The sequence below is a fragment of the Planktotalea sp. genome (genome assembly GCF_049680325.1).
Lineage (GTDB): Bacteria > Pseudomonadota > Alphaproteobacteria > Rhodobacterales > Rhodobacteraceae > Planktotalea.
The window spans coordinates 1-13,479 of the sequence record NZ_JBAUHO010000121.1 but is presented as its reverse complement, the minus strand read 5'-3'; the positions used below and the strand labels follow the sequence as shown (position 1 = coordinate 13,479).

Genomic DNA, 13,479 nt, shown 5'->3' with positions numbered 1-13,479 from the left:
TACGCCCCTATGCCCGACCTTGCGCTTTGCGCTTCTTATCAAATTCATGCCCGTAACACGCAGCGTCAAGGGGCTTTGGTGACAGCTCATACGTGGATTGTCGCAGGAAATCCATCATCGCTGGCGCGTCTTTTGAACGTGCTTCAATTTCGCGTGGATCTATAGGCTTGCCGATTGCAACGCGCACAGGTTCATCGACACGCTTTTTGAACTCTTTAATCAACAGGCCCAAGCGCAGCGTTGAATGCAAATGACTTGCAATCTGGAACAAACGACTGGTGTGCCCATCAAAAAACACCGGCACAACCGTCGCGCCGGACTTGGCAACCATGCGCGCGGTAAAGGCCCGCCAGCCCGGATCAAGCGGCATGCCCAGCGGGCGCGTCGCCGTCGATACCGTACCGCCCGGGAAAATCCCCATCGCGCCGCCCTGCCCCAGATACTCCAGCGCAGTCTTGCGCGTCTCCAGATTCAGGCGCATTGCCTCCTTCGTTTCATCGAAAGAAACTGGCAAAATGATGCGGTTCAGCACTTCGGCCTTTTGAAAAACGTTATTCGCCATGATGCGAAAATCACCGCGCGTGCGTGACAGGATCAGCCCCATCATCAGCCCGTCCAGAATCCCGTAAGGGTGGTTGGCGATCAAAATCAATGGTCCGCTTTTTGGAATGTTGGACAGTTCGCCAGACATTACATCCAGCGAAAGCCCATAGCGCTCTGCCATGACCTCCCAAAAATCACGGCCATTGGCCACATCCTGCTCATAACCCCTGGCGCGGCGGATAAGGCCGATACGACCCGTTGTGTTTTCCATCGTGCGGATAACCACGCGCCCTGCACGCGTGCGTGCGCTGTGGGCATAACTGATCTCTCTAGCGACGTGTTGGTTCATTTCACTGGCCTATAACAGAATGCTGCGCGTCTTTTAGAACACTCCAAAGTAAAAGCAATGTGACCAAGCGTCATCAGGCACTTATTGCGCAGCTGTTGCCATTTTTTCACCACCCGCCCGAATGAGGCTTAACAACTCTTCGCGCCGTTTGGACGCTTTGCGTTCATTCGCTTCTTTTACAGGCCCAAAGCCACGGATCGACAAAGGCAGCTCTGCCAAAGCAATAATCGGCTCTAGCGTCGCAGGCGTAACGGCGCCCAGCACCTCTTTCATATCAGCCTCATATTGCCTGATGAGCGCGCGCTCCATTTTACGCTCTGCTGTACGTCCGAAAGGATCAAACGGCGTTCCGCGCAGGCGTTTCATTTTCGCCAAAAGCTTGAACCCTTTTAGCATGGACGCACCATACTCTTTCTTCAGCGGACGCCCGTTTGCACCTAATTTGCTCATCAAAGGTGGTGCGAGGTGATAGGTGAACTCCAAATCCCCCTCGAAAGCCTCTTTCGCCTTTTCAGCGGTGCCTAGATGCAGGCGCGCGACTTCGTATTCATCCTTGTAACTCAGCAGCTTATGATAGCCCTTCGCAACAGCCTCTTTCAGCGACGCAGGTTCCACGCGCTCCACCAGCTTGCGATAACGTTTTGCAAGGCGATTGCTTTGATACTGCGTCAGATGATCCGCGCGGAACGCGATCATTTCATCGACGCTCTTAGGCAGCGCCACCACTTTCGGCGCGCCCACTTTGGCCGCCTCGTCAGGGTACAGGACCGCCCAACGCCCGACATCGAAGGCATAGAGGTTCTTTTCGACCGCCGCCCCGTTCATGCGGATCGCCTCCTGTAGTGCGTCCAGCGAGAGCGGGATCAATCCACGCTGCCAAGCCGCGCCAAACACCAACATGTTGGAAAAGATTGCATCACCAAGCACAACGCGGGCAAGTTCAGACGCATCGAACAGGTCAACCTTTTCGCGAAGGCGTGCCGTCAGCGCCAAAGCAAGTTGCTCGGACGGAATTTTGAATTCCGTATTGCGGGTAAAATCGCCTGTGATGATCTCGTGGCTGTTCACAACAGCGCCCGTTTGCCCCGCTTTGGTCAGGCCAAGCGTCGCAGCGCCAGCGCTGACCACCAGATCGCCGCCGATAAGCGCATGGGCTTCGCCTGTTGCCACGCGAATGGCCGAGATATCTTCGGGCCGCTCCGCAATGCGGCAATGGATATGCACCGCGCCGCCCTTTTGCGCGAGGCCGGCCATTTCCATCATACCAGCGCCCTTGCCGTCAAGCTGCGCCGCCTGCGCAAGCAAGGCACCAAGCGTCACGACACCCGTGCCGCCAACGCCCGTAATCACCACATTATGTGTGCCCTTGATCGCAGGCAGTTCAGGCATCGGTAGATCAGGCAGGTTCAAACTGGCCGTCGCAGCCTTGCGCGGCGTCGCGCCTTTGATCGTCACAAAAGACGGGCAAAACCCGTTCACGCAGGAAAAATCCTTGTTGCAACTGGATTGATCGATCGCGCGCTTTCGGCCAAGCTCGGTTTCATGCGGTACAATGGATACGCAGTTGCTTTGCACACCGCAATCACCGCAGCCTTCACAGACATCAGGGTTAATGAACACGCGTTTATCTGGGTCCGGGAACGTTCCACGCTTGCGACGGCGACGTTTTTCTGCGGCGCAGGTCTGGATATAAAGGATGACAGAAACGCCCTCTTTCCTGGAAAAATCCTCTTGCACCTTTTGCAGATCGGCTCTTTCAAACATCGCAATGCCTTTTGGAAAGGCGCTTGCCTGCACATCTTCCTTTTCATCATAGACAATCGCGAGATCGCTCACCCCCATCGCCGCCACTTCGCGTGCGATACGCGGTGCATCAAGGCCCCCGTCGTTGCCCTGCCCGCCCGTCATAGCGACTGCATCGTTATAAAGGATCTTGTAGGTCATTGTCGTACCCGCAGCGACAGCCGCGCGGATCGCCTGAATGCCAGAGTGGTTATAGGTGCCATCACCCAAATTCTGGAACACGTGCTTGCGCGTGGAAAACGGCGCTTCGCCAATCCAGTTGGCCCCTTCGCCGCCCATATGAGTAAATCCAAGCGTATCCCGTTCCATCCATTGCACCATGAAGTGACAGCCGATACCCGCATAAGCGCGGCTACCTTCCGGTACTTTGGTCGATGAATTATGCGGGCAGCCCGAACAGAAATACGGCAAGCGCGCTGCAAGCTCGGGCGCGTTATCCGCGCGCCGCGCCTCGTCCAGCATGGCAAGCCCGGCCTTGATCCCGTCGGTGCCACAGCCCTCATCCGTCAGGATCGAACCGAGGTTCTCCGCAATCATGATCGGCTCTAAGGCCCCGCGCACAGGGAACATTTCAACGCCTTCGCGTTTTTCGCCGTAAACCCTACGTCCGTTTCTATTGTCAAAGATCGCCTCTTTGATCTGCACTTCGATCAGTTTGCGCTTTTCTTCAACGACAACAATAACGTCCAGCCCTTCGGCCCACTCGGAAAAGCCCTTCATATCCATCGGCCATGTCTGCCCGACCTTATATGTGGTCAGGCCAATGCGCTCTGCTTCCGCCGCATCAATGTTAAGCAAAGACAGTGCATGCACCAGATCAAGCCAGTTTTTGCCGGCAGCAACAAAACCGATCTTCGCGCCGGGCTTGCCCCAAACCCGTTTGTCCATCTTGTTAGCGTGGCTGAATGCTTCAGCGGCCTTGCGTTTGTAATCAAGCAAACGCGCCTCTTGCATATGACGGTCATCCAGCAGTCGAATGTTCAAACCGCCCTTTGGCATGTCAAACTCAGGTTCGATGAAACTCAACCGATGCGGATCGCCATTGACGACAGATGTGACCTCGACCGTATCTTTCATCGTTTTCAGGCCAACCCATACCCCAGCAAAGCGCGAAAGCGCATAGCCGTATAGTCCGTAATCCATCATCTCCTGCACACCTGCGGGGCTGACCACGGGCATATAGGAATCGATCAATGCAAATTCGGATTGGTGCAGCACAGTGCTGCTCTCGCCTGTGTGATCGTCGCCCATAGCCATCAGCACGCCGCCATTTGCAGACGTTCCTGCCATATTGGCGTGGCGCATGACATCGCCGGTACGATCAACGCCCGGTCCCTTGCCGTACCAAAGCCCGAACACGCCGTCGAACTTACCTTCACCGCGCAGTTCTGCCTGCTGCGCGCCCCAAAGCGCCGTCGCAGCCAGATCCTCATTCAACCCTTCTTCAAATTTAACATCCGCGGCGCCAAGAAACTTCGCAGCGCGCGTCATCTGGAAATCCACCGCCCCAAGCGGTGATCCACGATAGCCCGTCACATAGCCCGCCGTGTTCAGACCTGCCCGGGTATCGCGTGCCTTTTGCATCAGCATCAAACGCACCAGAGCCTGCGTGCCATTTAGCAGAACCTGCTCTTTCTCAAGATCAAACTTATCGTTCAGTGATGTCTTTTGCAGGCTCATCGTAGTCCTCCCGGGGTAAACGCAATATCAGCTTACCACAAATCTAGGTCATAAAAGCTGACCTGTATATCTAATTTTTCCCCGTTACGTCACGTTGATGTGTGGCTCTAGCTCAGGTATGGAGTGATTGCGCAAACATTAAATCCAACAGCAGGAAAATTGCCGGGATGGACTGGGACAAGCTTCGAATATTTCACGCAGTCGCCGATGTCGGCAGTCTGACCCATGCGGGTGACACCCTGCATTTGTCGCAATCTGCGGTATCCCGCCAGATCCGCGGCTTGGAAGAAAGCCTGAACACCACCCTGTTTCACCGCCATGCCCGTGGGTTGATTCTTACCGAGCAAGGCGAATTGCTGTTTGATGCAACCAGCGCGATGATAAAACGTCTCGACGCCGCTGAGGCCCGCATCAAGGATAGCGAAGAAGAAGTCTTTGGCGAATTGCGCGTGACCACGACAACTGGTTTCGGCTCGCTCTGGCTCGCACCGCGCCTGCCCCAGCTTTATGAAAAATATCCCGATCTCAAAATTGATCTGATGCTCGAAGAAAAAGTGCTCGATCTGCCGATGCGCGAGGCCGATGTTGCCATTCGCATGAAAGAGCCAAGTCAAGCCGATCTTATTCGCAAACGTCTGATGACAGTGCATATGCAGCTATATGCTTCGCCCGAATATATCGCTAAGCGCGGCGCACCAGAGCGGATCGAAGACATTGGCAAGCATCGTTTGATCTGCCAAAATCCCCGCTCCGCCCAGGTAAGCGCAGGTTTGATGATGGTTCAGCATCTGCTCGCGTATGATGTGCCGTCCATGTTGACCGTGAACAACTACTTCGGCGTGTTGCAGGCCACATTGAACAGTCTCGGCATTGGCATGTTGCCCGACTATGTCACGCAAGACTTCCCTGATCTGGTTCGCGTCTTGCCTGATCTGAGCTCGAACGAAGTGCCTGTGTTCCTCGCCTATCCGGAAGAGCTGCGCCAATCCAAACGCATTCAGGTTTTTCGTGATTTCGTGCAGGATGAAATCATTACATACCGCCGCCACCAAAAAGAACAGGCGGCTTTGAAAAGCGCGCTCTAACACGGCAATGTCTTTTAGGGATTGCGATCTTGCTTCACCCTTGCCGCTGGCTCAGGCATAACGCGCAAAACTGCGACTCGGCCAAGGACAGACATTATGCATGATATTCGCGCAATACGTGAAAACCCAACCGCATTTGACGCGGCTCTCGCACGCCGCGGGGATGCACCCCTGTCCGCGCAATTGCTGGAGGTTGACGCGGCGCGCCGCGCCAAAATTCAAGCCGCCGAAGAAGCACAGGCCGAGCAGAACAAAGCCTCCAAACTTGTGGGCGCTGCAAAAGCCTCTGGTGATGAGGCTGAATTTGAACGCCTTCGCGCGCTCGTCGCTGAAAAGAAAGCCGCGGTCGCCGCGCTGAATGAAGAAGCCAAGCAGAACGACGCCAAGCTTACCGACATGCTCGCACGCATCCCTAACCAGCCTGCCGAAGACGTGCCAATGGGCGCGGATGAGGAAGACAACGTCGAAGTAAAGCGCTGGGGCGATGTGCCCAGCTTTGATTTTGCCGCGAAAGAACACTTTGAACTCACGGGCGTCGCCGCCTCTATGGATTTCGACACAGCCGCTAAAATTTCAGGTGCGCGCTTTGTCATGCTAAAGGGCGCAGTCGCCCGCATTCACCGCGCTTTGGCGCAATTCATGATCGACACCCATGTGGATAAGAACGCGTTGACAGAGGTCAACAGCCCCGTTCTTGTGCGCGATGAAGCGATGTATGGCACCGACAAGCTGCCCAAATTTGGCGAAGACAGCTATCAAACCACAAATGGCTGGTGGCTGGTGCCAACGTCCGAAGTGCCGCTGACCTATTCCGTTGCGGGCGATGTTTTGGCCGAAAAAGACCTTCCAATCCGCATGACAGCACACACGCTTTGCTTCCGCTCGGAAGCGGGAAGCGCGGGACGTGATACCTCAGGCATGCTGCGCCAGCACCAGTTTGAAAAGGTGGAAATGGTTTCGATCACCCACCCTGACGAAAGTGACAATGAACAAAAGCGTATGCTCGCCTGTGCGGAAGGTCTGCTTGAAGCGCTGGGCGTACCTTATCGCACCGTTCTTTTGTGCACGGGCGATATGGGGTTCGGCGCGCGCCGCACCTTTGACATTGAGGCCTGGTTGCCCGGTCAGAACGCCTACCGCGAGATTAGTTCGGTTTCTACGACAGGTGACTTCCAGGCGCGCCGCATGAATGCAAGGTTCAAGGCGGACGATGGCGGCAAACCCCAGTTCGTCCATACGCTGAACGGTTCTGGCCTTGCCGTCGGGCGTTGCCTGATTGCGGTGCTGGAAAACGGCCAGCAAAGCGATGGATCGGTCAAACTGCCAGACGTTCTTGCCCCATACCTTGGCGGCAAGACAGTGCTCGGCAGCGATGGCAAACTCGCGTAACAGTTTTTAGCCTTAGACGCCCTCGTCTTTATCTTCCGGGGGCGTCTTTGCTTATTTTTGCGGCAGCAAACCCGGCAGCAATTCCCACATGCGGCGTAAGCTGCCCGGGCGATAATCCCCATCGCTGTTCTTGCCCCCCAGAACAATCTTGTCGATGACGCTTGGGTGAACATCTGCGACGTATTTTGGCCCTTCACGATCAGCATTCAAAAACCCGATCTTCGAGAGTATCCCAAGCGGGTTTTTGTTCACACGATCCGCAGGGTTGCACAGGCCTTCAATATTTTTCAGATAGTCTGCATTCAACTCAAGACCTTGGTTGATTGCCCCCTGCGCGATCCAGCCAAAGGTTAACGCAGATAAACCGCGCACTTCACCGCCGCCGCCAATTGATCCGTGATCCCCCGCAAACCACTTCTGCTGATAGGGCGCATCACCCTTTATCGAAAGCGTGTTCAGTGTTGGCAGGTTCTCCCACAGCGATGGCGGATAGGCCTTGCGCCGCTCATCCAGCGCAACCGCGTGATAGGCAGACAGAACCGAAGAGCTTAGCTTCATATCGTGAAACGCGTATTTCTTGTTTGTCAGCTTGGCGACAAGCCCCAAGAACCCCGGCAGACCCAAGGCACCGACGGTATCCCATATGCCCAAGTAGGAAATTTGCAGCAATTTAGCAGGCTTATCGCGCTTTTTTAAATCATCCCGCGACGTCGCCACATCCGGCGATAGCGCTGCACGCTGGTTTTGAATTCCGTGTTCATCCGGGGCGTTTTCGTCGCCGCGCATGCGATAGAGCTCCATCGCTTTGCCGACTTTATCCACATCCGCACGCGGCAAAATCCCGGCTTTGCGCAACAAGCCCGCAAGAGAGCGCGCCGTATAGGCACCGCGTGAAAAGCCAAAGATGAAAATTTGATCCCCCGGCTCATAAAGCCAGATCAACCGCCGATAGGCGTCCTCGACATTGCGCTCCAGCCCCCAGCCAAGCGCACCGCCAAGCCATTTGTCCGTCGTACGCGAAATCGCGTTCGACCCACGCCCCGTCCCGACACCCCGAATATAAAGCGGAACCTGTTTGATCCCGTCAGACGCCGTCGTTTCCACCGCTTGGGCAAGCTGCACAACATTGGTTTGCTGATCCTTGCGATCAGCCAAATTCCAGGTTCCGTCACAGAATATTGCAATGCGCTTCATCACCAGCCCCTTTGGTTAACCTTAAGGCAGCCTAGCGACATTACGGGCGCAAGCCACCGAAACACGGCAGCTTGCGACGATTTTCACGTTTGTTTCGCGCTATTTGTCTTTGTGATGTGGCGTCAAATGCTTGCGCAGCTTCGACGGCGCAGCTTTCTTGCGATTCTTGTATGGGTTCGCATCGTTCTGCGAGCGCATGTACAAACGGATCGGCGTTCCGGGCATATCGAAATCCACGCGCAAACCGTTGACCAGATAACGCGAATAACTCTCGCTCATTTTGTCAGGCAGAGAACACATCACCACAAATCCCGGCGGGCGTGTTTTGGCCTGCGTCATATAACGCAGCTTGATACGTTTGCCTGCTGGTGCGGGGGGCGGATGCGCCTCGACCATGCCAGCAAGCCAGCGGTTAAGCGCGGCTGTAGGAACGCGGCGGTTCCAAGTTTCATAAGCGCGCATGATGGCATCGTGCAAACGGTCCAGACCACGGCCCGTTTTGGCAGACACAGTCACCAATGGCGCGCCGCGCAGTTGCGGCAAAAGCCGCTCGAAACTCTCGCGCAGATCGCGCAGCTTGTCCTGCTTGTCTTCCTCGATGTCCCATTTGTTCACCGCGACGATCACAGCACGCCCTTCGCGCTCTGCAAGGTCGGCGATGCGCAAATCCTGCTGCTCGAACGGGATCGCTGCATCAAGCAGAACGACCACAACCTCGGCAAATTTGACCGCGCGCAAACCATCGGACACGGACAGCTTTTCCAGCTTGTCCTGCACCTTGGCCTTTTTGCGCATACCCGCCGTGTCAAAGATACGGATATGCGTGCCAAGCCACTCGGTACGCAGTGAAATCGCGTCGCGCGTTATGCCTGCTTCTGGCCCCGTCAACAAACGCTCATCACCCATAATGTTGTTAATGAGCGTGGACTTACCCGCATTCGGACGTCCAACCACTGCGATCTGCATCGGCTTTCGCGCCGTGGGCATGACAAATGGCGCGTCTTCGTTCCATTCAGCATCTTCATCCAGCTCAACGTCTGTTTCAGGTGCCAGATCCGCGGCGCGTTCGGCAAAGCCATCCGCAAGCGGCATTAGCTGGGAATAAAGATCATTCAGACCTTCACCATGTTCCGCAGACAAACGGATCGGTTCGCCCAAACCCAGAGAATAGGCCTCGATCACACCTGCATCCGCGGCAGAGCCTTCGCCCTTGTTCGCAGCAAGGATCACATGCGCGGACCGCTTGCGCAGAATTTCGGCAAACACCTGATCCGCAGGCGTTACGCCTTGGCGTGCGTCGATCATAAAGAGGCAGATGTCAGCCATATCAACCGCACGCTCTGTCAAACGGCGCATTCGCCCTTGCAGGCTTTCGTCCGTCGCCTCTTCCAGCCCTGCCGTGTCAATAACGGTAAAGCGCAGGTCGGCAAGGCGCGCTTCGCCTTCGCGCAAATCACGCGTCACACCTGGTTGATCGTCAACCAAGGCCAGTCGTTTGCCGACAAGGCGATTGAAAAGCGTGGATTTACCCACATTCGGGCGGCCCACGATGGCAAGGGTAAAGCTCATTGAAAAGCTCCAAAAAATAGCTCAGAGGGCCGCTCTAACCTAGAACAGCGATGCGCGAAAGAGGCTTCATCAGGCGCACGACGCCGTGCACCTGTGCTTTAGCGAATTGCGTGCAGCACCCCATTGCGGGAGACAACATATAGCGTGCCAGCCGCAACAACGGGGTTGGTCGATGCGCCGCCCGGAATTTCTACTGCACTGACCTGTGCGCCCGATGTCGGATCAAAGCTGCGAATCAAACCATCGTTGGAGGCGACAAGCACGCGCCCGCCCGCAATGATCGGACCATAATGGGCAACGATTTCAACACGGCGATGGCGATCTTCCTTAACAAAGAACGGCAGTTTGGTGCCCCAAATCCGCGTGCCCGTCTCGCCGTCAAGGCGCACCAGTTCATTGCGGTCTGTCACAGCAAAGATCGAACCACCCGCAGGCCAAACCGGGCCCAAAGCACCGTCTTTTGCGGTCCAAATGCGCGAACCGCTGTCCGCGTTTACCGCGACGATGCGTCCGGAGTGGCTTCCTGCGAAAACAGTATTGCCCGCGATCACGGGATCGCCCGTGATATCGCTGATGGTGCTGGCCGCAATGCCGCGGCGCTGCCCGGCAACGGTTGCATCCCAGCGGCGCAGACCACCTTTGCGGAAGGCCGCCTGCATTTCACCAGAGCCAAAGGCGAAGATCACCAGATCATCCCCGACGGCCGGCGCAGGGCCGCCTGAAACATTTGACACGTCAGTGGCACCATCAAGCTGCCACTCGACACGGCCCGTATCGCTATTAATCGCCCAAGCGACGTTGTCACCAGACACCACATAGACCAAACCGCGTGAAACGGATGGTGTCCCCGTCGCCGGGGCATCAAGGTCTTGCAGCCAGATTTCCGCACCGCTTGCCGGATCAAGCGCACGCACTTTACCAAAGCCCGAGGACACGATCAATTTACCGTCGCCAAAGGCCAAACCGCCGCCACCCGCGTCGTTTTGCTGATCGCGCGGCGGTGTCAGGTCAACGGACCAAAGCTTTTCACCATTAAGCGAGACTGCTGTGACGGTGCTTTTCGCGTCCATCACAAAGATGCGCCCGTTAGCAACCACAGGATCGGCGGTGATCCGGTGACGTCGGCTGTCGCCCTCACCGATGTTGGTGGACCACTGCACGCCTGTCAGTTGGCTTGCCAGTGCGGGATGGGACGTGCGCGTCTCCGGGCTACCAATGCGGTGCGTCCAGTTGGCATTGCTCACCTGCTTTGGCAGGGAAATCTTTTGAACGGTGCTTTCGGTGCGCACACGATCATCGGACACTTCCCCGAAGGGCGCGCGCAAATCTTCGCGTTTGCCAGGTAGAATGATGTCCTCTTCGGCACAGCCTGCCAGCACTGCTGCTGCCACACCTGCCATGATCCATTTAGCTGTCGTCACTGCTCAAAGCCCCCTTTGAAAGTGCTTCCCGTCTGTCGCGGGCTCGGTTTATCGGCTTAATTCTGACCGACAAGAGTTTCCGGTTCCGCGCCTAGCGCGATAATGAGTTGTGTCGCGCGCTGACGCAAGCCCGCTGTGACTTCTGCGTCAACAACGATCCCTTGCAGCTTTTCCAGCGCAGCTTCGGTGTCGCCCGCGTCTATATCAAGCAGCGCCATTTGCTCGAGCGCAAGCAAGCGCAGCGCCATGCCGGGCGCGCTAAGCGCCTCAAAGCGAATCTGGCGCTCTTCAGCGCTGAGCGCACCATCAGAACGGCTCGCCGCTTTGAACGATGCAATCTGGCGATAGATCTCTGGCAAGCTGCCATCGCTCGCAATTTTCTCAAGCGCAGCTTGCGCGCCGGCAGGATCGTTGTCTGACCCCTGCTCCGCAGCTTGCAAAAGCGCTACGACGGCTTTCGCGCCCTGTGTAATATCTTGATCTTGCACGGATTGTAGTGCGGTAATGCGCGCGCCTGGCTCATCCGCTTCAAGCGCAGCCAGAATTGCATCGCCTGCGCTTTGTGCCTTGGCACGGGCCTGCGCTTTGTTCCATTCATTCCAGGCAGCGCCGCCGACCAAGGCCAATACAGCGACGATCGCGATCCAGCCGTAGCGCTTCATCAACCCGAACAAACGGTCGCGGCGGACCTCTTCGCTTACTTCTTCAATAAAACTGTCGGTGTCACTCACGCCTCAAACCCCTGCTTTTTGCCTCTCTTATCGCGATGTCACAGCCCTGCCAAGGGCTGGTCATACGCTTGCCATTTATTGCGCGCACTTTGGCGCATGAATAAATGTGGCTTTGGTGACGCAAATGGATCAAACTGAACTGGTGAGTTTAGCTAAATACTTATGTGATATTGAACTTTTAAACTATCTCGCTATGTCCAACTGATAGGTTTGCACGGCCGTTTGATAAGATGTGTTAGGAACTGTCCCAGATGAAAATCATTCCAATTATTACCGCAGTGCTGGTGACGGCCTTCTTGTATTTGCTCGTATTTGAGCGCGACGAGCTTTTGTCATTCGCCCAAGCAGACGCGGCCGAAGACCCGCAATCAACGACAGAGGCCTCTGACGTGGTCACCGCCACGGCACCGGATGAAGCGGACGCTGAGAGTGATAGCATTCGTGTCTACGCGGTGAAATCCGTTGCGCAGCAAATCGACAGCGCGGTCATTCTGCGCGGCCAGACCGAAGCGGCAAGAATGGTTCAGGTGCGCGCAGAAACGTCTGGACAGGTGATTTCAGAGCCATTGCGCAAAGGGACCTACGTAAGCAATGGTCAGCTTTTGTGCCACCTTGATGCTGGTACACGCAGCGCATCCCTTGCCGAAGCAGAAGCACGTCTGGCCGAGGCCAAGGCACGCATCCCCGAAACACAAGCCCGCGTGGATGAGGCGATGGCCCGTCTCGATGAGGCCAAAATCAATGACAACGCTGCCTCGAAACTAAGCCAGGGCGGCTTTGCCTCCGAAACGCGCGTTGCTTCGGCCCAAGCGAGCGTGCGCGCTGCCGAGGCTGGAGTGGCCTCTGCAAAAAGCGGGTTGGAAAGCACGGGCGCTGCGATTCAAAGCGCAGAGGCCGCGATTGCGGCTGTTCAAAAAGACATCGACCGCCTGCAAGTCACGGCACCATTCGAGGGATTGCTGGAAACCGACACATCAGAACTTGGTAGCTTGCTGCAACCGGGCGGGCTTTGCGCGACGGTTTTGCAGCTTGACCCGATCAAGCTGGTTGGCTTCGTTCCGGAAACCGAAGTGGACCGCATCGAAATCGGTGCCCTTTCGGGTGCGCGCCTTGCAGGGGGCCAAGAGGTTCAGGGCCGCGTCACGTTCCTGTCGCGCTCTGCCGATCAAACAACGCGGACCTTTCGTGTAGAAATCCAGGTGCCGAACAAAGACCTTAGCATCCGCGATGGTCAAACGGCGGAAATCATCGTTTCCGCTGATGGCACCAAGGCGCATTTGCTACCGCAATCCGCGCTAACCCTGAATGATGATGGCGACCTGGGTGTCAGAACGATAAGCGGCGATGGCCGCGCAGAATTTGTTGCGCTCAAGCTGTTGCGCGACACGGCCAAAGGGGTTTGGGTGTCCGGCCTGCCAGAAAAGGCCGATGTCATCACGATCGGACAGGAATATGTGGTGGATGGCGTCGCCGTGACCCCCACCTTTGAGGAGCCAAAGGAATGACTGGTATCGTCGATTGGGCCGCTGAACGGGCCCGCATGGTTCTAGCCTTTATCGCCCTCACCCTTCTGGTTGGGGGCTTTGCCTATTGGGGTCTACCCAAAGAGGGTGAGCCGGATATCGAAATACCTGCTCTCTTTGTTTCGGTGCCCTTCCCCGGCATTTCAGCCGCCGATAGTGAAACCTTGTTGGTCAAACCCATGGAATCCGAGC

10 protein-coding genes are annotated in these 13,479 nt (G+C 56.3%); 4 read left to right on the top strand and 6 right to left on the bottom strand.

Features of this window, described 5'->3' with window-relative positions:
- Window positions 1-7: 7 nt before the first annotated feature.
- Complete coding sequence (locus tag WBC85_RS05315; protein WP_424433718.1) at window positions 8-892, bottom strand: lysophospholipid acyltransferase family protein; 885 nt, start codon at window positions 890-892, stop codon at window positions 8-10.
- An 81-nt stretch (window positions 893-973) separates the two neighbouring features.
- Window positions 974-4,375, bottom strand: a complete 3,402-nt coding sequence (locus tag WBC85_RS05310) for an indolepyruvate ferredoxin oxidoreductase family protein (protein WP_424433713.1) — start codon at window positions 4,373-4,375, stop codon at window positions 974-976.
- A gap of 167 nt (window positions 4,376-4,542) precedes the next feature.
- On the opposite strand from WBC85_RS05310, the gene WBC85_RS05305 reads away from it, so the two are divergent.
- Window positions 4,543-5,460 carry a LysR family transcriptional regulator gene (locus WBC85_RS05305; protein ID WP_424433710.1) on the top strand — a complete coding sequence of 306 codons (918 nt, stop codon included), beginning with the start codon at window positions 4,543-4,545 and terminating at the stop codon, window positions 5,458-5,460.
- Window positions 5,461-5,556: 96 nt separating this feature from the next.
- Window positions 5,557-6,849, top strand: a complete 1,293-nt coding sequence (serS, locus tag WBC85_RS05300) for a serine--tRNA ligase (protein WP_424433708.1) — start codon at window positions 5,557-5,559, stop codon at window positions 6,847-6,849.
- Window positions 6,850-6,900: 51 nt separating this feature from the next.
- Here the strand turns inward: serS and WBC85_RS05295 are convergent, their stop codons facing one another.
- From WBC85_RS05295 to WBC85_RS05280, 4 genes are all read right to left on the bottom strand, one after another.
- A complete protein-coding gene (locus tag WBC85_RS05295) occupies window positions 6,901-8,043 on the bottom strand; it encodes a DUF2235 domain-containing protein (RefSeq protein ID WP_424433706.1) in 1,143 nt (380 codons plus the stop codon).
- A 99-nt stretch (window positions 8,044-8,142) separates the two neighbouring features.
- Window positions 8,143-9,612, bottom strand: coding sequence for a ribosome biogenesis GTPase Der (gene der / locus WBC85_RS05290; protein ID WP_424433704.1), 1,470 nt, complete (start codon window positions 9,610-9,612; stop codon window positions 8,143-8,145).
- Window positions 9,613-9,710: 98 nt separating this feature from the next.
- A complete protein-coding gene (locus WBC85_RS05285) occupies window positions 9,711-11,033 on the bottom strand; it encodes a PQQ-binding-like beta-propeller repeat protein (RefSeq protein WP_424433702.1) in 1,323 nt (440 codons plus the stop codon).
- Window positions 11,034-11,089: 56 nt separating this feature from the next.
- The gene (locus WBC85_RS05280) at window positions 11,090-11,764 is read right to left on the bottom strand and encodes a tetratricopeptide repeat protein (RefSeq protein WP_424433700.1); all 675 of its coding nucleotides are present in this window, start codon (window positions 11,762-11,764) and stop codon (window positions 11,090-11,092) included.
- 251 nt (window positions 11,765-12,015) lie between these two features.
- On the opposite strand from WBC85_RS05280, the gene WBC85_RS05275 reads away from it, so the two are divergent.
- On the top strand, window positions 12,016-13,269 hold the full coding sequence (locus WBC85_RS05275) for an efflux RND transporter periplasmic adaptor subunit (protein ID WP_424433698.1): 1,254 nt from the start codon (window positions 12,016-12,018) through the stop codon (window positions 13,267-13,269).
- Window positions 13,266-13,479: hypothetical protein (locus WBC85_RS05270; RefSeq protein ID WP_424433696.1), on the top strand; the 214-nt coding region annotated here is incomplete at its 3' end. The genes WBC85_RS05275 and WBC85_RS05270, both read left to right, overlap by 4 nt.

Bases quoted from the DNA above. Each gene is read 5' to 3' on its own strand.
- serS (WP_424433708.1), top strand. From the start codon at position 5,557: ATGCATGATATTCGCGCAATACGTGAAAACCCAACCGCATTTGACGCG.
- WBC85_RS05305 (WP_424433710.1), top strand. From the start codon at position 4,543: ATGGACTGGGACAAGCTTCGAATATTTCACGCAGTCGCCGATGTCGGC.
- WBC85_RS05315 (WP_424433718.1), bottom strand. From the start codon at position 892: ATGAACCAACACGTCGCTAGAGAGATCAGTTATGCCCACAGCGCACGC.
- WBC85_RS05295 (WP_424433706.1), bottom strand. From the start codon at position 8,043: ATGAAGCGCATTGCAATATTCTGTGACGGAACCTGGAATTTGGCTGAT.
- WBC85_RS05310 (WP_424433713.1), bottom strand. From the start codon at position 4,375: ATGAGCCTGCAAAAGACATCACTGAACGATAAGTTTGATCTTGAGAAA.
- WBC85_RS05275 (WP_424433698.1), top strand. From the start codon at position 12,016: ATGAAAATCATTCCAATTATTACCGCAGTGCTGGTGACGGCCTTCTTG.
- der (WP_424433704.1), bottom strand. From the start codon at position 9,612: ATGAGCTTTACCCTTGCCATCGTGGGCCGCCCGAATGTGGGTAAATCC.